The following is an 18,333-nucleotide window of genomic DNA, read 5'->3' on the forward strand; positions in this document are numbered from 1 at the left end:
CGAAAACATCCACCGCCTAACAGAGCCGGATCTCGGTACTGATGCGAGGCCAGCAGTGCAGCAGCCGTCAATGCGCATCGAAAATCGCGCTTACGTTCAAGGTGTCGATCTCTCCGGAATCGATCTTCGCCATCAGAAGCACCGGTCGGCGCTTGGCTTCTGAGGGCAACGGGTACGAAACGATGCCTATTGTAAACGTGTATGTCACCCGCGAACGAACTGTGGCACTGCACCGGACCGCCAGTCGGTTACGGCGGAAGAGAAGGCCCGCATCATTGCGGGCGTCAGCCAGGTGCTGCTCGAGGTCCTCAACACGTCGCTGACCTACAGGGTGATCGAGGAAGTGGACCTCGATAACTGGGGATGGGGCGGCTGCCGACCGCGGAATATCGGAAGTTCGCCGCCGCCAAGGCACCTAGTCCGTTGGGGCGGCGCGCAGTTGATCATGTCATTCCGGAAGATCGGCCCCTGCTTGCTCGGCAAGCATGTATGCGGCGTACCAATCGGGCCAGTCATGGTCATGCTTGCCCCCGTTTCGCTTCTCATGCTCGCCATGGGCAGCCGCAGCGCGCCGAAGGGCTGCTGCCAGATCGCTGCCGGAGGCTAACGTCGCGCCGTTGGCCTCTATCCGACCCGGTAGCCTCGTCGTAATCTCCTGGAGGAGCCATCCGTTGCCGTCCGGGTCGCTAAAGGATGCGAACGATCCATAGCTGGCGCGCGAAGGGTGTGGGCCGGGCAGCCGTCCATCGGTGTTTTTGTGGTGAAAGACGCCACCGACGTCGTGGAAGACGTTGCTCATTTCAGCACCATGTGAGGCCAGTGCCGCGTGAGCCATCTCAATGTCTGATACGACAAGATGCAGCCCCTGAGCGGAGCCCGGCGCCGCGGATGTGACGTTCGATCCGAAGATCACCGAGCAGGGCGATCCCGGCGGCGTGACTTGAACGACGCGGAAGCCGTCCTTGCCGGGCACGTCGGCGTCGAGACGCCATCCAAGTCCGGTATAGAATGCCTTGGCGCGGTCGACGTCCGAAACTGGGATCACGACGACCTCCAGTTTCATGTCGACATTCTTCACTGTCTTTGTCGCACTCGTGCTACGCTCCTGAATATTCATCTTGTCATCCCTCGGTAAAATTGCTGCGGGGAACTTCCCGCGACGAGGCACACGATGCGCTCGCCTCGGGGGGATCGTCCATTATCCAATGGTGTCGCCAGAAGGGCAGTTTGGTGGCTCGGGTAGCTGCCTCGGTTGGATATGGTTCCGAGGCGGCGTTTAGCACCGCTTTCACGCGCGTCATGGGCGTATCGCCTCGACGTGGAAGGTCGGCTTGATCCCGGCGAGCAATCGGTGCGCGCTTCCTAATCATGTTCGCCCTGCTTTGTGCGCGGTCATTTGAGGTGTCCCTACTACCAGCCAAGGCCTGTACGAACACACGCTACATCTATTTGTCTGCCAAGGTTCCCGTGTAGTGACCAAGTCTGGCCTCGATATCAGGATTGGTCTGCAGACCCATATCCATCAGCTTGCCGATGTTCTTTTGTGCGACCGGGCGCTGTACGGACGTGATGAACGCGTCCCACCCGGCGCCGATCTCGGGGTCGGACGGCAGGCTTGCATAATCGACGAGACGTTTGGTGTCGGCAATCGCCTGGCGGTCGAAGCCGGAGATGCGAGTGGCAAGCGCGTCTACGAAGGGGTCAAGCCTGTCGTCGGGGAACGACCGGTTGACGTAACCGTACTCCTCGGCGAGATCGCCACTAATGTCGTCGGAGCCGAGCAGAACCTCAAGCGCTCGGCCCCGGCCCATAAGACGGGGAAGCCGGGCCATAGGACCACCACCGGGTACGAAGCCTGCGCCGACCTCCCATTGGGAAAGGATTGCCTTCTCTCGGCTCGCAAAGCGCATGTCGCTCGCCAGCGCAAGTTCGCTACCGACTCCCGTTGCGCGTCCGCGGATCAGTGCGATGGAAACCACCGGCGCCTTGCTGATGCGAACCAACATGTCCGGAAGCGGATGAAGTCCCGTCGTCCCTGACGGCAGGCTGGTGGATTCGGAAAGTGGGGGCGTGAAGTTGTAGTGGGTCAGGAAAAAGCCCGGCACCGCACTGTCGAAGACAACGACGCGCAGGTCGGGATCCGACTCGATCTCGGCGACGACCTTCTCCATCTGCGGAATGGTCTCCGGCCCGAAGATGTTGAACGGCGGGTTGTCGAAAGTCACCCGCCAGTACGCCGGGGTTCTTTTGTCGACCTTGATCTGCGTATGCTCGCTTGCAGGCTGAGCTTGCTCGCCCGCCGGACGGGTGGTTTTTTCGGCGACCGCCTGGCCGGAAAGCGCGAGAGCGGGCAGCATCAGAAGGGCGGTGGCCGTCAGAAATTTCAACGAGACAATGACGACGTTGTTCGGATTCGTTGGCTTGATCTTCATGAGTTACTCCATCGTTCAGATTGAAAGAGAAAGGTTTAGCGCTCGATCTCGAAAACGAGTTCGACTTCGACCGGCATGCCGAGCGGTATGCTGGCGACGCCGAGGACGATACGTGGCGGGACCCGATCCGCACCGAACACATCGAGCAGCAGTTCCGAGGCGCCGTCGGCGACCTTCGGATGTTCACGGAAATCTCCCGGCGTACCGATGTAGACGCCGAGCTTGGCGATGCGACGAATGCGATCCAGCGATCCGAGCTGCGCCTTGGCAGCGGCAAGGCCGCTGAGGCAGGCCGTCCGCGCCGCGTCATAACCTTCGAGGACAGACAATTCCTCGCCGACGCGCCCATAATAAGCCGGATCATGTCCGACCACTGGCAACATGCCGCTGAGGAACAAAAGGGTGTCGCACTGGACAGCTTCTACGTAGGCGCCGAAAGGGGTGGGCGGAGGAGGCAAGGCAATTGCCAATTCCTCCAGTCGCGCTTCTGGGCCGCGGGCTACCATTTGCCGAGATGTGCGCCGTTGTCGACGTGCAGCACCTCCCCGGTGATATTTGCGGACTCCGTCAGATAGACGACGCCGTCGACGATCTCCTGCACCGCGGTGATCGTTCCCATCGGCGACAGCGATTTCAAGAAGTCCTTCGGGTTGGACGCGTGCAGCGGCGTGTCGACGACGCCTGGCGACACCGCGTTGACGCGAATGTTGTCGGCGGCGAATTCCAGCGCGAGGCTTTTGGTGATCGCGTTGAGTCCACCTTTCGTGATCATCGGCAACGACGCCTTCACGCCCGCGATCGGGTGATCCGTAAGGGACGACGTAATGGTGACGATGCTTCCGCCAGACTTCTGGCGAAGCATCTGTCTGATCGCATGATTGGTGAAAAGGATGAAGCCTTCCACGTTGGTCGCGGAGAGCTGCCGGAAATCGTCAACTGTGTATTCCAGGAAGGGCTTTGTGAAGAAGATTCCCGCATTATTGATCAGGGCGTCGATAGATCCGAACCGCTCGACTGCCCGCTGTGCGACCCGTTCGGCGGTGTCTGGATCGCTGACGTCGCCGTCAACGAGTTCCAAGCGTTCAGCACGGTCGAAGAGTGCGGTCTCCCTAATGCGTCTCGAGGTTCCGACGACATTGTAGCCCTTGTCGAGGAAGGTCTTCACGATACCGGCACCGATCCCCTGCGAGGCGCCGGTTACCACGACGGTCTTTTGCACACTCATACATGCCTCCATTTTGACGCAAAAGCCGTTCGCCCCACCTCGAGGGCAGGTCGGCCTGTTTGGTAATTGATGTGTGGTGCCGGCCACGCCGGGACCCAAGGGGCTTACGCCCTGCGTTCTCCACAACCATCGCGCCGATTTCCTCGAGGCGCTATTGTACCAAGGTGTCCCCGATACTTTGGGATCGATGGTGCGCGTAGACACCAAGGTGCAATGGACCGCAACGAGCACCAGAGCTATGAGGGTCGGGCCAAGAATTGACGTGGAGTCCGACATGACGCGCTGGCCTGATCGCCGAATTCTCGACTTGCTCGGGATTGAAATCCCTATCATTCAAGCGCCCATGGCTGGCTCGACCACGAATGAGATGGTGGTCGCGGCTGCGCAAGCAGGGGGCCTGGGGTCACTGCCGAGCGCGCTGCTGAGCGTTGATCAGCTAAAGGGGGCCTTGACGAGTATCCGGAACTCGACGAAGGCGCCTTTGAACGTGAACTTCTTTGCGCATCACACGCCGCCCTTCGATCCAGCCGCGCAGATGCGATGGAGGGCGCTACTCGCGCCATACTACGTCGAGAGCGGCCTCGACCCGGCAGCACCGGTGGCGGGAGCTGGACGTGCGCCCTTCGACTCCGCTTTTTGCGAGGTGGTGGAGGAGTTCAAGCCGGGGATCGTGAGCTTTCACTTCGGGTTGCCGGAGAAGTCGTTGGTGCGGCGAGTGAAGGCGACCGGCGCGAAGATCATCTCTTCGGCCACAACTGTCTCCGAGGCCGTTTGGTTAGAAGAAAACGGCGTCGACGCTGTCGTAGCAATGGGTTTTGAAGCCGGTGGCCATCGCGGAAACTTCCTGACGCATGACATGTTCACGCAGGTTGGAACGATGGCGCTGGTTCCGCAGGTTGTTGACGCCGTGAACATCCCTGTCATCGCGGCAGGAGGCATTGCTGACGGGCGAGGCGTAGCGGCCGCCTTGATGCTCGGTGCCTCCGCGGTTCAGATCGGAACCGCGTACCTCTTTTGCCCCGAAGCAAAGATCCCTGCCGTCCATGCGCAAGCGCTCGGTGATGCGCGCGACGACAACACCGCGATCACCAACGTCTTCACCGGCAGGCCCGCCAGAAGCGTGGTCAATCGCATAATGCACGAGCTCGGGCCGCTCTCCGAAAGCGTCCCACCGTTTCCAACCGCAGCAGCCGCTCTCGTCGCACTCAAGGTGAAAGCGGAGGAGGCGGCCAGGAGCGACTTCACGAATCTTTGGTCAGGGCAGGCGGCGAAGCTCGCACCGAGGCTGTCCGCCGGCGATCTGACGCGGCGCTTGTACCAGGATGCTCTCAAAGTCATCGAAGGACGGACGCAAGCCTGAGCCTGGGAGTGTGTCGGATCGCGCTTTTGATAAGCAAGCCACGATCGAAATAGCACGCAGAAGGTTGGTCAGGTTTCTATTTCCCAACGGCCGCCTTTGAAGAAACGAAAGGATTGGCGATGGAACGGCGTCTCATTGAAATCAGTGGAGGCGAAACGAAGGCCAGTGACGGTAGTCCTCTCGACGCTCTGATAGAGTTTTATAGAGCCTTCAACAGCTGCGATATGGCCGGGCTGGCGTCGGTCTGGTTCGACGGGGAGGCTCCAAGCATGGACAATCCCATCGGCGGCATCCGCCGAGGGTGGCCTTCGATCTCCGAAGGCTACTCCAGGCTTTTCGAGGGCCAGGCTGAGGTCCACGTCACCTTTCACGACTTCACGAGCCAGGGCGGAGCTGATTGGCATCTCTTCGTCGGTCGCGAGCGAGGCCAATGCAAGACACCGCGCGAGACGATCGACGTCGCCTTTCGGACGACGCGGTGGTTTGTCCGAAAGGACGACGCCTGGCGGCTGCTTCACCATCACGGATCGATCGAAGACCCAAAGATGCTTGCCGATTACCAACGGCTAATCTTTGGCGAACGCAAATGACCAAGGGGGCAGAGCTGGCGGTTATCGGCGCTGTCCGCCAGCCTGATATGCCCAATATCACTCGCATGATCGATTCCATACGATCGGCGCCCCACGCTCCAACGCAGAGAACGCCGTCTCCAGGCGCAGTGGAGACGGCCTTGGCGGATCGTGGGAGGGGGATCCGCGAGCTCCAAACGGCGGGAGGAACACTGGAGCGCTGGTTGCGAAAGCTTATTTCTCGGTGTCTCATCGGAGCCGGTGCAAATGGCGCCCCGGCTTGACCCGCGTTTAGTGTAACGGTGCAGCGGCAAGTTCGAGTTTGGCAGCCATGTTTACGAGCTCTGGCAACGATCGTGCCCGCATCTTCCTCATCACCTGCCCGCGGTGGGCCTTGATCGTGATTTCGCTGAGGCTCAGTTCATAGGCGACCTGCTTGTTGAGTAGCCCAGCCACCACGAACTGCATAACCTGGCGCTCGCGCACCGAGAGCGACCGATAACGCCGGTCGAGTTCATTGACCTTGATGGTTGATGCAATGGCGGCCTGTATCTCTTCGACAAGAGCAACCGTGTTCACCGGCTTCGACATAATTGTAAAATTGAACCGAGATGCCGTCATGGTCATGCCGTGATGGTCGTGGCTCGTTAGTAGAATTACCGGGCAATGCATCGCGTAAAAGCAGATGATCCGGGTGAGAGTTTGGACATCCAGATCGGGCAGATCAGCATCGAGGACGATGCACCCGAAGCTCGATACGCGCCGGGCGGAGAGAAATTCATCCGCTGATCCGAAAATTTCAGGTCGCCAGCCGCGCGACCGCAACGGCTCGGGCAAGATCTCGCCGATCTCATCATTGTTGCTCACGACGGATACGGACGGCGCGTCGGATGCTGATGTCTTGTTACTTTGGGATGTCTGAAGCAGACCGCCATTGTACATGCCATTCTCCTCCGGTTCAAAGAGAAATTCTCGTGGAAGTAGTGCCTGTGCCTGCAATGCGCTGCGAGCGCGAACCTCGCCAGTAAGAATGGCTATTGTCTAAACCGATACCGCCTGTGAAGCGACTTAAGTGGCTTGAGAGAATCTGAAATATCCTGAAGTATCCGGTGCGGCGCCTCCGCCGTCACAAATCGCCGCGGCGGTTACAGATGCCGCTATGCTATCTGGCATTGGCAAGAGAGATCGGATCGCTTTGGGACAGATCGAACGGGGCCTTTTCGAATTCTGTGGTTGGGAGATGGATCTCGCAAAGCGGGAACTCCGGGCTCTCGGCGCACCCGTTCCGATCGGAAGCCGCGCATTCGACATCCTCGAGGTCCTTGTAGTGGCCGCCGGAGACGCCGTGTCAAAGGACGATCTGATGCGCCGCGTGTGGCCTGGGATCGTTGTTGAGGAAAATACACTCCAGGTCCACATATCGGCCATTCGAAAGGCTTTGGGAAAAGACCGGAATCTGCTTAAGACGATCTCAGGCCGTGGATATCGACTTCTTGGCAACTGGAAATCTGGCGCGCCATCGTTCAACGAAACGGCGCCGTCCGTTAGAACTCCTTCAGCCGACGCCCGCTACGTTTCCAAGATCCCGGCGTCGATATCTGATCTTATCGGTCGTGAGAGTGCCGTGGCTGAGCTTCTTACGCTCGCATCTGCTTATCGGGTCGTGACGCTGACAGGCCCCGGTGGGATCGGCAAGACGGTACTTGCATCCGAAATCGCCCGTAGTCTTTTGCCCAGCGTCGAAGGAGACGCCTTCTTCATCGAGCTCGTTTCGCTTCAGGACCCCAACCTTGTTCCGACAACTCTGGCTCAAACTCTCGACCTGCAACTTCAAGGTGATGAGATCTCGGCCGAGATCGTCGCGCGGTGCATTGGCGGGCGAACCATGCTGCTCGTTGTCGACAACTGCGAACACGTCATCGATGCTGCCGCAATGATGATCGAGGCACTCGTCCGCACGTGCCCAAATGTGACGGTCCTTGCGACAAGTCGAGAATTGCTGAGAATCGAGGGAGAGTTCGCTTATCGCGTCCCGCCGTTGGAGGTGCCAGCCAGGGAGGAGGCGACCGGCACTCTCGAACACAGTGCCATCCAGCTATTTGTGGCACGCGCTCGAGCGCTGCAGTGGGATTTCGCGGCCGACACGGAGAAGCTCTTGGCTATTGCCGGGATTTGCCGGCATCTCGACGGCATACCGCTGGCGATCGAATTTGCAGCGGCCCGCGCTGCGACGTTGGGAATACAGCAGATCGCCGGCCGGCTGGATGATCGTTTCGTACTGCTAACTGGCGGGCGCCGGACGGCATTGCCTCGTCATCAGACGCTCCGCGCTACCCTGGACTGGAGCTATCAACTTCTGCCGGACACCGAGCGGGAGTTGCTTTGTGGCCTGGCGACTTTTCCCGGCGGCTTTACTTTGGACGCGGCGGTAGCCGTCAGCGGCGACGGGGAAGCGGAAACGGCGCTGGCGATATCGAATCTTGTCTCAAAATCGTTGATCGCATTCGACGGTTTCGACGCTGCTCCGCGCTGGCGCCTTCTTGAGACTGTGCGGGTCTACTCGCTGGAAAAGCTCGGAGTTCGGGACGAATTTCGGCGAACAATGTGTCGAGTTGCAAAGTACTTCCTCAAGCTGTTCAAACCTTTTTCGGAGGAGCGCTCCCTTCAGACAGCACTCGACAATATTGGTCGCTACCGAAAGGAGACCGACAACGTACGTGCGGCCTTGAGATGGGCGTTCTCGGACAGCGGCAATGGCGTGCTCGGCGCGAAGCTTGCCGCCGCGTCAAGCGACTTTTGGACGGCAATATCGCTGGTCTCCGAAGCCGGCGACTGGGCTGAGCGCGCGCTGGAGAACATCGGAGAAGAAAGCGGCTCGCGCACCGAGATGGTCTTGCGATGTGCTCTAGGGTACGCACTCATCTACACTCAGGGAATGAACGAGCGCGGAAAGGAAGTGCTCACCGGCGCGCTGGCACTTGCCAGAGATCTGAACGACTACGACTATCGCCAGCGCCTAACCTGCGCCCTATGGCTCTTCTCCGCCCGCTCGGCGGAATTGAGCGACGCTCTAACCTATGCGCGCGAATATGAGGGGGCAGTTGACGAGCAGGACGTGCGTGGACGCGCAACGGCCGCATGGCTTGTCGGCATTCCCCAAACCTATCAGGCGCTCCATCAGGAAGCTGGTGAGAGGCTGGAATGGGCGGCCACACACTATCCGCTGGAGAATCGCCGGACAGACTTGCTGCGATTGGAAGCGGACGTACGAACATCGTCCTTGGCTCACAACACAGTGAACCTGATCGCAGGTGGCCGACTGGACGCCGCAATTCTTACGGCAGAGGTCGCCATACAGGAGGCACGAGAGACACGGCAGCCATTCGTCCTATGCGTCGCGCTCGCATGGTCGGCTTCCTTCGTTTCGTTGACGCTTAACGATCTGGACCGCGCGCAGGAATGGGGTGAGGAGCTTTTGGTGGAGGCATCCAAGCATGGTCTTCAACCCTTCCATGCCGCCGGCTTGTGCATCAAGGGCAGTCTCGCCTATCGATTGGGTAGCCCGGCCGCTGGTATCGAGGCTCTTCGAACCGGACTCGCGGAACTGCGTAATGGGGCCTACCTGTTGTTTTATCCGTTCTACCTTTGTGAGTTAGCGGCTGCGCTACAGTCGATGGGGCGTTTCAACGAGGCCTTGAACGAGGTCGGCAACGCTTTGCTTTTCTCAGAAGAGAAAGGCTACCGTTGGATGGTGCCCGAAATTCTGAGGCGGAAAGCAGAAGTTCTTAGGGCGCAAGGCTTAAGCGAGACGTCCCTGATCGAAGGTCTCTTTCAGCAGGCGATGGCGGAAGCATCGAAGCAGGGAGCACTATATTGGGAATTGAGCGCGGGCGTCAGCCTTGGTGCCTTCCGCGAGGCAAGCGTTCCGACTGTTCTCCTTCCCATCTATCGGCGATTCACTGAAGGCTTCAGCAGCCCCAGGCTCCTCGAGGCGAAGGCATTGATCGAGGCATCAACGGCGTGAAGCTGCGATGGAACCAACCGACGTCGCCTATTGTCTCGTACGACGCACGAGTAGCGTTGATATTTTTGGGCAGCCGATATGACGGTTGTATTAGGCGGCGGGCGCCACCGGCTCCATGGACGTTAGCGCAGCGACAATCTGCTCAGTGGTTACGATCGCGCTCGCATAGTTCGGCATATTGATCACCAGCGCCGCGTGCATCATCTCGTCGGAGTAGTCGGCCACGGCGTCCTTCGCGACTGTCACGTCGTATCCAAGCTCTGCCGCGAAACGCACGGTCGCCTCGATGCAGGTGTGTGCGATCAGTCCGATGACAATGAGTTTGTGAATGCCCTGCCTCTTGAGCTGAAGGTCGAGATCGGTATTTGCAAAGCCGCTGGAGCACCAATGCTCCGAGGCGACAATCTCGCCGGACGCCGGTACAAACTCGGCCTTGAACTCGCCGCCCCAGGTGCCGTATTCGAAACTCCTACGGTTCCACGCCAGTCTTTGAATGGGCGCGATGTACTTCCAGTTCTCGTAGTCACCTTCGCGGTACCTGTGGTGCATGGCAAAGAAGACGGGAATCTTGACCTGTCGTGCCGTATTGAGGACTTGCTCCATGTGCGACACGCAATTGTTGGTTTCGGCGACTTCCTTGATGCGTGGCCAGATCTTGCCGCCTTCAGAGATGAAGTCGTTGTATGGGTCGACCACCAGAAGGCCGGTGGTAGCGCGCTCGTAGGACAGATGCATGATTATCGGCTCCTTTGAGCTTCAGGCTGCTTTCGAGGGCTGTTGGCTGCGAAGCGCGTGGCGTTCGATGCTGGCTGCGAACAGCGGCGTCTCGCCCTTGTTGTGGGCGATCGACATCGGCTGGCGCTGTGTGCGGAAGATTTCGAAAGGGATGCCCTGCCGATCGAGGGATGCGAGCATTTCCTGGGTCGCAAAGGACTGCACCCGGTTGGTGAATTCGCAGCGATTCTTGTCGATTGCCTTGACGCTTAGTTCCCAGGTCACGTGAATGGTTACGCGGCCCGTCGGCGTGAACACATCTGAGTCGGAATCAAGGATCAGGTGATCCTTTTCGCCGAGCGTTTCGACGTAGTGCTGCACCATCAGGCTGCCGCCGATCGTTTCGACGTTGATCGACATGCGCGTTCCGTCCGGAGCGGTCGTGAAGCCGGCAGCGATATGGGCGGGCGAGCAGCCCTGGTATTCCTTTTCGGACAGCGTGAAGCACCACGTCGGGATGTCGATCTTCTCGATCGGTGCGTTGATGATGGCCGTGAAGCTGGAATCGACGATCTGGTTGTCTGACATTGTCTTTCTCCTTCATCCATTGGATGGGAATGGTGAATGAGCTGCGGCATCGGAGAACGCCGCAGCCGCCGTCAGATCGATTTGCGGAGCGGTTTGAAGGCGGCGCGCAGATCGCCCGTGAGAAGCATCGGCTGCTCCCAGGCTGCGAAGTGGCCACCCTTGGGAGGCCGGTTGTAGAAGATGAGCTTCGGGTATGCCTTCTCGGCCCAGCTCTGGGGAGCCTGGTAAATCTCGTCCGGGAAGGCACTGACGGCGACCGGTATCTTGGTGCCGCGCGGATCGAAGAAACCACCCGAAGGAAAGTGCGCGTTATCCCAGTAGAGGCGGGCGGAAGAGATCGCCGTGTTGGTCAGCCAGTAGAGCGTGATGTTGTCAAGGATATCGTCCTTTGTCAGGCCTTCCGTTTTGCCGTCGAAGACGCGAGCGATCATGTCATAGCTGCGGATGTCATGGTCGAGCATCCATGAGGCAAGCCCGATCGGTGAGTCGACGATGCCGTAAAGCGTCTGCGGCCGGTTGTTCATCTCGATGGCGTAACCAAGACCATTTTTGTAGAAATCGTCGAGCTGATCCCATGCTCGTTTTTCATCAGGCGAAAGGCCGGTGGGCTGGCTGCCGGCGGATAGTGCCTTGGATATGTCGGCGGGAACGGTTGCCGCCATGTTGGTATGGATGCCGAGCAATCCCGGAGGTTCCTGCACAGCCATCAGTTCGGTAATCGCATTGCCCCAGTCGCCGCCCTGCGCGACGTACTTTGCGTAGCCGAGGCGTTGCATCAGCACGGCCCAGGCCTTGGCGATGCGAGGAGGGTTCCATCCGGGCTCCGTCGGCTTGCCGGAGAAGCCGTAGCCGGGAAGCGATGGGATGACGACATGGAAGGCGTCTTCGGCACTGCCGCCGTGCGCGGTCGGATCGGTCAGGGGCTCGATGATTTTGAGCTGTTCGATGATGGAACCGGGCCATCCATGGGTGACAAGGATCGGCAGGGCGTTTGTGTGCTTAGATTTCACATGGATGAAGTGAATGTCCAACCCGTCGATCTTCGTGGTGAACTGTGGGTAGGAGTTCAGTTTCGTTTCGATTTTGCGCCAGTCGTAGTGCTTGGCCCAGTGATCGGCGAGCTTCTTGATGGTAGCGAGCTGGACGCCCTGCGAGTGATCCTTGACCGTTTCCCGGTCAGGCCACCTGGTCGCCGCGACCCGCCGGGCAAGGTCGGATAGCTCCGCATCCTTAGCCGAGAATCGGAATGGTTTGATCGCGTTTGGATCGCCGCTCGCGGCAAACGCTTCTGGAAGCACGCCCAATGCACTGATTGATGCTGCTACTGCAAGAAGTGTACGACGCGAAACCGCTGGCTGGTTCTGGGACATGAGAGCCTCCTGGTGTTAGCTTGCTGCCGAGTAACAAGTCACCAAAGAGGAAATACAGCCATTGCACTAAGGTATCGGCGAGACCTTCGTATAGTGGAATCGAGAGCACGTTCGGGACGCTCGCATTCAACTCGGTCTCCTATGGTTCAGGTCGATCCAGGCAACCTGAGAACATCATCAGTCCGATCTGGCCATTGGCCAATGGATCGCGATACCGTCTCACCAACACAGAGGAGGAGGTTCAACTGACTAAGGTCGTGCCCTTCCTGGTTGAGGACGAACTTAAACGGCTCGGCCGACTTTTCGAGAAGAAAGACAACTGGCAACCCTTTGCCATCACCGACGGTCGGCTCATCACCGGCCGTCCACAATGTGGCCGATGAACCGACGTTGAAGAAGCGTTATTTGGGTTTCTTTAGGCTGAAATAGACGTGAGGCACAGAGCGGCAGGAGAGTAAGATACCTCATCTTGGTGGTATCTTACGGTATTTTACCTTCGCAAGTACCCGTTGTTGAGCGAATATCGACTTCGCGATCATGTGGAATTGGCTGACCGGGAGAACCGGACTCGTGGCACGTGGGTAGCATGCTGAGTGGGTGCCACCGTGATTTGACCTGGCCGCCAGCGCAGCCCCATCGGCACACGCACGGGAGCTGCGGATAGCAGAGCAGCGAGACCGCAGTCGGACCCAAATATGGAGATCGGGATGCCAGTCAAGAGCGCACATATCGATCAATTCCTATTGATACATCAGGCGCGCGCCGACAACTGGCGTGCTGTGACCAGCCTAGCGGACGCGTGGGCAGCAAAGCGCGGCGACAGGGCAGTGTTGGAGGCAGCACTGGCGAACCTTGCCGCGGCAGAGGAGTACCACGCCTATCCCGGAGAGCGGTTGCTGACGGCGCTGCGCGAGCGCATTGCCACCGACGACGCGGGCGGGACCGCACGACTGGCGCGACGTATCTCCAACGGACTGCTGACGCACGCCTATCGCGGCCGTGCAGGCGAGTGGGACGCCCATGAAGAGATGTCCCCTGATGAAGTGGCGGACATCATGCCGCCTGCCACGGGCGAGGCGGGCGGACATCGGCCCTATTTCGAAGTGCTGTTCGTCAACAGCCAGCCGGCCGAGCGGTGGCCGGCTTTCGCCAAGGAAATCCGCCGGCTGCGTCGTCGGGAAGATGCTTTCGTCTACGAACCCGTCATCGTTGGTTCCTTCGAGGACGCCGTCTGTGCTGCGGTGCTGAACCCGGACATCGTTTCCGTCGTCCTGGCAGAAGGGTTCCCCTACCGTTCGCGGCACGATGTGTCAGTGCTTCGCTCGGTTCTGGATCCGCTCGGGGAAACCGACAGTCCCGACGCATCGGCGCTGCGCCTTGCCCGCGCGCTGAGGCGCATTCGTCCGGAACTCGACGTCTATCTGCTCTCCGACCGCGATGTCGAGTCAATCGCCGGCGATCCGGCAGCCGATGCCGTCCGCCGCATTTTCTATGCGGTCGAGGAACTGCTCGAATTGCACCTGGCGGTTCTGGAAGGCGTGCAGGCGCGCTTTGAAACGCCGTTCTTCGACAATCTGAAGAAATACGCACGCCGACCAATCGGTACGTTCCATGCATTGCCGATCGCGCGCGGCAAGTCGGTCTTCAAGTCCGACTGGATTCGCGACATGGGCGAATTTTACGGCCTCAACCTGTTCCTGGCGGAAAGCAGCGCCACCACAGGGGGCCTCGATAGCCTTCTGGAGCCGACGGGCAACATCAAGCGTTCGCAGGAGATGGCCGCGCGCGCCTTTGGCGCCGATCACGTGTTTTTCGTTACCAATGGTACGTCGACGTCCAACAAGATGGCCGTCCAGGCGCTGCTTGCGCCCGGCGACATCGCCGTGGTCGATCGCAACTGCCACAAGTCGCATCACTACGGAATGGTTCTCACTGGGGCGCAGCCCTACTACGTCGAAGCCTTTCCGATGACGGAATACTCGATGTATGGCGCCGTGCCGCTCGCTACGATCAAGCAGGCGTTGCTGGCGCTTCGCGCAGAGGGGCGGCTCGATCGGCTGAAGCTGCTTGACCTCACCAACTGCACCTTCGACGGGCATATGTACAACGTCAGGCGGGTGATGGAGGAGTGCCTTGCCATCAAGCCTGACCTCATTTTCCTGTGGGACGAGGCCTGGTCAGGGTTTGCCCGCTTCTCGCCATTCCTGCGTCCGCGCACGGCGATGGGCGCTGCAGCCGATATCGAGGAATGGCTGCGCGATCCCGCATCCGTCACGGCCTACGAAAAGCAGCACGCCGAGCTTGGCGACAGCCCGTCGGACGAGATGTTGCTTGCCACGCGACTGATCCCCGACCCGCGCCTCGTGCGTCTTCGGGTTTACCAGACCAACTCGACGCACAAGTCGATGTCGGCTATCCGCCAGGGGTCCATGCTGCTGGTCAAGGACGTCGATTTTCATACGGTCGAGGCCCAGTTCCATGAGGCGGTCTTCACGCACGCGTCGACGAGCCCGAACCAGCAGCTCATCGCCAGTCTCGATGTCGCCCGCCGACAGATGGAGCTCGAAGGGTACGGGCTGGTGATGAATGCGATCGAGATCGCGCTCAAGATCCGGCAGGCGGTGAACGAACACCCGTTGATTTCGAAATACTTCCGCGTCCTCGGTGCTGACCAAATGATCCCGGAGGCCTACCGGCAGTCCGGTTTCAAGGACTATCTTGCACCGGGTTCCAACTGGGCGACGGCCGTCAAGGCAATGCGAGAGGACGAGTTCTACCTCGATCCGACGCGCATGACGCTGGTTTGCGGCACCGCCGGCTTCGACGGAACGCAGTTCAAGGGGCTGTTGGCAAACCAGTACAGTATCCAGCTGAACAAGACCTCGCGTAACAGCGTGTTGCTGCAGTCGAACATCAACAATACGCGCAGTGATGTCGCCCACCTCATCCGGGTCCTTGTCGAGATTTGCCACGGGATAGAGAAGCGGCTGGCAGATGGTGGCGAAGCCGAGCGCGCCGCTTTCGAGGCGCGCGTCAAGTCGCTGATGACGGATGTGCCGGGCCTTCCGAATTTCAGCCATTTCCACGAGCTGTACCGCAGCGATGCGGGTCGCACGACGCCTGAAGGTGACATGCGAAGCGCGTTCTTCAACGCCTACGATGCATCGCTGTGCGAATACGTGCCGCTGAACGGTGCCGAATGCGATCGAAGACTGCGCGAGGGCCCGGAAATGGTCTCGGCCAATTTTGTCATTCCTTACCCGCCTGGATTTCCGATCATGGTGCCTGGCCAGGTGCTGACGCAGGAGACGATCGATTTCATGCGCAAGCTCGATGTGAAGGAGATCCATGGCTACGAAAAGGCGAGGGGACTGAAGCTGGTCAAGCCTGATGCGGTAGCCGCCAAGGCGAAACGCTGACCCGCGGCGGCGGCGTCTTTGTCAGCCAATTGGCGCCACCGCGGCCGGCGCACGGTGAACGTAGGTTGCCGGCGGCGCTGTAACTCGGACGCCGCCCAAGGCATCATTCGGGGGAATGGTCATGGCGTGGATCGAGCAAATTCTGGTCAGGTATCCTGAGCTTGCCGTGTTTCTTGCAATCAGCCTCGGATACCTGATCGGCGGGGTGAAAATCGGCGGGTTCAGTCTCGGTCCCGTCACCGGCTCCCTTTTTGCCGGCATCATTATCGGGCAGATCGCCGAGGTGCCGATCGCCGGAATGGCGAAATCCTTCCTGTTTCTCCTCTTCCTTTTCGGCATCGGCTATTCCGTCGGCCCGCAATTTCTACAGGCCCTCAAGCGGGACGGGATGAAGCCCGTGCTGCTTGCCGTTGTCGTCTGCGTGACCGGTCTGCTGACTGCCATAGTCGTCGCGACCATGCTGGGTCTCGACCCGGGCTTTGCCGCGGGGCTGGTATCGGGCGCACTTACGGAAAGCCCAGCGATGGGAACGGCAACCGAGGCGATCAATGCGTTGCCCTTGCCGGACGCAGATCGCGCCCGCTTCGTCGCTCACGTCGCTGTCGCCGACGCAGTCTGCTATGTCTTCGGTGCGGTGGGCGTCATCCTGTTCTGCAGTCTCGTCGGTCCGAAACTCTTGGGCGTGGATTTGCGCGCCGAAGCGCTCAAACTGGAGCGTGAGCTTGGGATGACGCGCACGGTGCCGGGCGTCGCTTCGGCCTGGCGAAGGTTTGAAGTTCGCGCGTATCGCATTGCCGAGGGTGCGCCGATTGTAGGCTTGTCGATGACGGCTGCAGAGGAGTCCTTTCCCTATCACCGGCTGTTCGTTCAGCGGTTGCGAAGACGAGGCGCGATCGTGGAAGACCCTTCGAAAATCGTCTTCGAAGCCGGTGACATCGTCGCCGTCTCAGGATCTCGCGAGGCGCTGATCAACGTGCTCGGACCGCGGGCGGAGGAGGTCGAGGATAGCGACCTGCTCGATATCCCGGTCTCGGTGGCCGACGTCCTGGTGACATCCCGGACCTTCGCCAACAAGACGATCGAGCATCTCTCGAAAGAGAGTTGGGCACGAAGTCTCTATCTGCGCGGCATCACGCGCGGTGGCCACGAAATTCCCTTGGCTCCGGGCGTTGCGGTCCAAAGGGGCGATATCCTCCGTTTGGTAGGCCCGGACAATGTCGTGTCGCAGGCGGCCAAGCAGATTGGCGTCATCGTCGCGCCGACAACGACCACCGACTTCTTTGTGCTCGGTCTGGCAATCTTCCTTGGTGGTCTGGTCGGCATTATCGTCACCGTTCCGATCGGTGACATGAAGATTTCCCTGAGCACCAGCGTGGGAACTCTGCTCGCCGGCTTGCTGGTCGGCCATCTGCGCACGCAGTTTCCGCTTTTCGGTCGGATACCGGACGCCGCCGTGTCCCTCATGACAGCGCTTGGTCTGGCGGCCTTCGTCGCCATGACCGGTCTGCATGCCGGGCCTGTCTTCGTCTCGGCCATCGCCGAAGCCGGGATCGGCCTGTTGCTGGGCGGCATGGTCGTCACCATTGTTCCCTTGCTGGCTGGCCTTTACTTCGGGCGCTACGTGTTGCGGATGAATCCCATCCTGTTGCTCGGAGGGCTGGCTGGTGCGCAGACGATGACAGCGGGCATGGCGGCCGTCCAGGACAGGTCGGAAAGCAGCGTTGCCGTCCTTGGCTACACGCCGACCGTTCCGATCGGCCATATCCTGCTCACAACCTGGGGAACTGTGATTGTCGGTATCGTGGCCGGATAGGAGGCCTGCGATCAGACGACACGCTGCCCAGGATTGCTTCCGGCTCAAACGCCCGGAAGCTCAGAATCTCACCACGAGCTTATCGCGTTGTCTGGATCGATGTTGCGCCGGTGGCCGGGGATGCCCTGTCGCTTGCCGCGAGATGCTAATCAAGTAGGTCGGGCGGTACCCTCCCGCCGTTTTCAGACAGCCTCTTCATCAGTGTCTTGTGCAGGAAGGTGTTCATCTTCGCGCTGTCGTTTGGGCCTCCGGCATAGCCAAGTTCCCTAGCCAGTTCCCTGCGCTCCTGTAGGCTTGCGTCCATCCCCACGGCCTTCATGAGGTCGACGATCGAATGGCGCCAATCGAGCTTCTGTCCCGAGTTTCTCACGGCTTCATCGAGTACGTCCTCAATATCCACTGCAGGAGTTGGGGCTGGCGGAGGTGCACCTGTCGCCGGATCGGTAATAATCGGCGGTCGCTCGGCAATCTGACCCGACTGCGGTGCGCCGGGTCTTGGCGGCGGAACGATATCGGCGGGTAAATCCGGTGATGGAGTCAAGGGAGAAGCAGGTCGGACAGGTGCCGCCGCCTGTGCGTCGCCCAAAATGGCGTTCCTAATGCGGTCAAAAATGCTCATCGCTTGCTTCCTCCATGGGATATTTGCGGTGAGACAACAACACCGGCGGAAGAATTCGGTTCCGTTGCTGGCGCACTAGAGGCGGTAGCGCGGGAGGCTCAGAGTGGTCGTGTCCCGCCGAATGGTGTAGGTCGGCGGTAGCGAAGCCGCTCGTGAGCGCGTTCTCAATCGCGCCGTAGCGAGCGAGCGGCGAAGCGGCG

The 18,333-nt window shown here is 59.9% G+C and carries 14 protein-coding genes and 1 pseudogene; 6 read left to right on the plus strand and 9 right to left on the minus strand.

Features of this window, described 5'->3' with window-relative positions; genetic code table 11:
- Positions 1-182: 182 nt before the first annotated feature.
- Positions 183-396 (plus strand): annotated as a pseudogene (locus tag FHT76_RS40405) (4-oxalocrotonate tautomerase family protein); the annotation flags it as partial.
- Between the two features lie 52 nt (positions 397-448).
- On the opposite strand, the gene FHT76_RS40410 reads toward FHT76_RS40405, so the two are convergent.
- The 4 genes from FHT76_RS40410 to FHT76_RS40430 form a co-directional block, all read right to left on the minus strand.
- Positions 449-1,117 (minus strand): VOC family protein, encoded by a 669-nt coding sequence (locus FHT76_RS40410; protein ID WP_183861991.1) that lies wholly within the window; start codon positions 1,115-1,117, stop codon positions 449-451.
- 328 nt (positions 1,118-1,445) lie between these two features.
- A complete protein-coding gene (locus FHT76_RS40420; protein WP_183861989.1) occupies positions 1,446-2,432 on the minus strand; it encodes an enoyl-CoA hydratase/isomerase family protein in 987 nt (328 codons plus the stop codon).
- Positions 2,433-2,467: 35 nt separating this feature from the next.
- Positions 2,468-2,938 carry a RidA family protein gene (locus FHT76_RS40425; RefSeq protein WP_183861987.1) on the minus strand — a complete coding sequence of 157 codons (471 nt, stop codon included), beginning with the start codon at positions 2,936-2,938 and terminating at the stop codon, positions 2,468-2,470.
- Positions 2,932-3,657 carry an SDR family NAD(P)-dependent oxidoreductase gene (locus tag FHT76_RS40430; protein WP_183861985.1) on the minus strand — a complete coding sequence of 242 codons (726 nt, stop codon included), beginning with the start codon at positions 3,655-3,657 and terminating at the stop codon, positions 2,932-2,934. The genes FHT76_RS40425 and FHT76_RS40430 overlap by 7 nt, the downstream gene beginning before the upstream one ends.
- A gap of 274 nt (positions 3,658-3,931) precedes the next feature.
- Between FHT76_RS40430 and FHT76_RS40435 the strand changes: the two genes are divergently transcribed.
- Together FHT76_RS40435 and FHT76_RS40440 are read left to right on the plus strand one after the other, a co-directional pair.
- Positions 3,932-5,017, plus strand: coding sequence for a nitronate monooxygenase family protein (locus FHT76_RS40435; protein WP_183861984.1), 1,086 nt, complete (start codon positions 3,932-3,934; stop codon positions 5,015-5,017).
- Between the two features lie 119 nt (positions 5,018-5,136).
- A complete protein-coding gene (locus FHT76_RS40440; RefSeq protein ID WP_183861982.1) occupies positions 5,137-5,607 on the plus strand; it encodes a nuclear transport factor 2 family protein in 471 nt (156 codons plus the stop codon).
- A gap of 270 nt (positions 5,608-5,877) precedes the next feature.
- Here FHT76_RS40440 and FHT76_RS40445 read toward each other — a convergent pair whose 3' ends face one another.
- Positions 5,878-6,528, minus strand: coding sequence for a response regulator transcription factor (locus FHT76_RS40445; protein ID WP_183755355.1), 651 nt, complete (start codon positions 6,526-6,528; stop codon positions 5,878-5,880).
- A gap of 253 nt (positions 6,529-6,781) precedes the next feature.
- On the opposite strand from FHT76_RS40445, the gene FHT76_RS40450 reads away from it, so the two are divergent.
- The gene (locus FHT76_RS40450; protein WP_183862034.1) at positions 6,782-9,610 is read left to right on the plus strand and encodes a winged helix-turn-helix domain-containing protein; all 2,829 of its coding nucleotides are present in this window, start codon (positions 6,782-6,784) and stop codon (positions 9,608-9,610) included.
- A 90-nt stretch (positions 9,611-9,700) separates the two neighbouring features.
- Here the strand turns inward: FHT76_RS40450 and FHT76_RS40455 are convergent, their stop codons facing one another.
- The 3 genes from FHT76_RS40455 to FHT76_RS40465 all read right to left on the minus strand — a co-directional run bounded on the left by FHT76_RS40455 (position 9,701) and on the right by FHT76_RS40465 (position 12,282).
- The gene (locus tag FHT76_RS40455; protein WP_210296668.1) at positions 9,701-10,345 is read right to left on the minus strand and encodes an isochorismatase family cysteine hydrolase; all 645 of its coding nucleotides are present in this window, start codon (positions 10,343-10,345) and stop codon (positions 9,701-9,703) included.
- Between the two features lie 21 nt (positions 10,346-10,366).
- Positions 10,367-10,912: a hypothetical protein gene (locus tag FHT76_RS40460; RefSeq protein ID WP_183861980.1), complete on the minus strand. Its 546-nt coding sequence runs from the start codon at positions 10,910-10,912 to the stop codon at positions 10,367-10,369.
- Positions 10,913-10,983: 71 nt separating this feature from the next.
- Entirely contained in the window at positions 10,984-12,282 is a 1,299-nt protein-coding gene (locus FHT76_RS40465) for an epoxide hydrolase family protein (RefSeq protein WP_259127651.1), read from the minus strand.
- Between the two features lie 707 nt (positions 12,283-12,989).
- Here FHT76_RS40465 and FHT76_RS40475 point away from each other — a divergent pair.
- Complete coding sequence (locus FHT76_RS40475) at positions 12,990-15,701, plus strand: decarboxylase (protein WP_259127648.1); 2,712 nt, start codon at positions 12,990-12,992, stop codon at positions 15,699-15,701.
- A 121-nt stretch (positions 15,702-15,822) separates the two neighbouring features.
- Positions 15,823-17,514 carry an aspartate-alanine antiporter gene (gene aspT / locus FHT76_RS40480; protein WP_183861974.1) on the plus strand — a complete coding sequence of 564 codons (1,692 nt, stop codon included), beginning with the start codon at positions 15,823-15,825 and terminating at the stop codon, positions 17,512-17,514.
- Positions 17,515-17,659: 145 nt separating this feature from the next.
- Here aspT and FHT76_RS40485 read toward each other — a convergent pair whose 3' ends face one another.
- A complete protein-coding gene (locus tag FHT76_RS40485) occupies positions 17,660-18,133 on the minus strand; it encodes a DUF3597 domain-containing protein (protein WP_183861972.1) in 474 nt (157 codons plus the stop codon).
- Between the last annotated feature and the right edge of the window lie 200 nt (positions 18,134-18,333).

It is taken from the genome of Rhizobium sp. BK176, from assembly GCF_024808055.1.

What these genes read in the sequence shown, in the direction of transcription:
- FHT76_RS40410 (WP_183861991.1), bottom strand. Translation starts at nt 1,117, where the DNA reads ATGAATATTCAGGAGCGTAGCACGAGTGCGACAAAGACAGTGAAGAAT.
- FHT76_RS40420 (WP_183861989.1), bottom strand. Translation starts at nt 2,432, where the DNA reads ATGAAGATCAAGCCAACGAATCCGAACAACGTCGTCATTGTCTCGTTG.
- FHT76_RS40425 (WP_183861987.1), bottom strand. Translation starts at nt 2,938, where the DNA reads ATGGTAGCCCGCGGCCCAGAAGCGCGACTGGAGGAATTGGCAATTGCC.
- FHT76_RS40430 (WP_183861985.1), bottom strand. Translation starts at nt 3,657, where the DNA reads ATGAGTGTGCAAAAGACCGTCGTGGTAACCGGCGCCTCGCAGGGGATC.
- FHT76_RS40435 (WP_183861984.1), top strand. Translation starts at nt 3,932, where the DNA reads ATGACGCGCTGGCCTGATCGCCGAATTCTCGACTTGCTCGGGATTGAA.
- FHT76_RS40440 (WP_183861982.1), top strand. Translation starts at nt 5,137, where the DNA reads ATGGAACGGCGTCTCATTGAAATCAGTGGAGGCGAAACGAAGGCCAGT.
- FHT76_RS40445 (WP_183755355.1), bottom strand. Translation starts at nt 6,528, where the DNA reads ATGTACAATGGCGGTCTGCTTCAGACATCCCAAAGTAACAAGACATCA.
- FHT76_RS40455 (WP_210296668.1), bottom strand. Translation starts at nt 10,345, where the DNA reads ATGCATCTGTCCTACGAGCGCGCTACCACCGGCCTTCTGGTGGTCGAC.
- FHT76_RS40460 (WP_183861980.1), bottom strand. Translation starts at nt 10,912, where the DNA reads ATGTCAGACAACCAGATCGTCGATTCCAGCTTCACGGCCATCATCAAC.
- FHT76_RS40465 (WP_259127651.1), bottom strand. Translation starts at nt 12,282, where the DNA reads ATGTCCCAGAACCAGCCAGCGGTTTCGCGTCGTACACTTCTTGCAGTA.
- FHT76_RS40475 (WP_259127648.1), top strand. Translation starts at nt 12,990, where the DNA reads ATGCCAGTCAAGAGCGCACATATCGATCAATTCCTATTGATACATCAG.
- aspT (WP_183861974.1), top strand. Translation starts at nt 15,823, where the DNA reads ATGGCGTGGATCGAGCAAATTCTGGTCAGGTATCCTGAGCTTGCCGTG.
- FHT76_RS40485 (WP_183861972.1), bottom strand. Translation starts at nt 18,133, where the DNA reads ATGAGCATTTTTGACCGCATTAGGAACGCCATTTTGGGCGACGCACAG.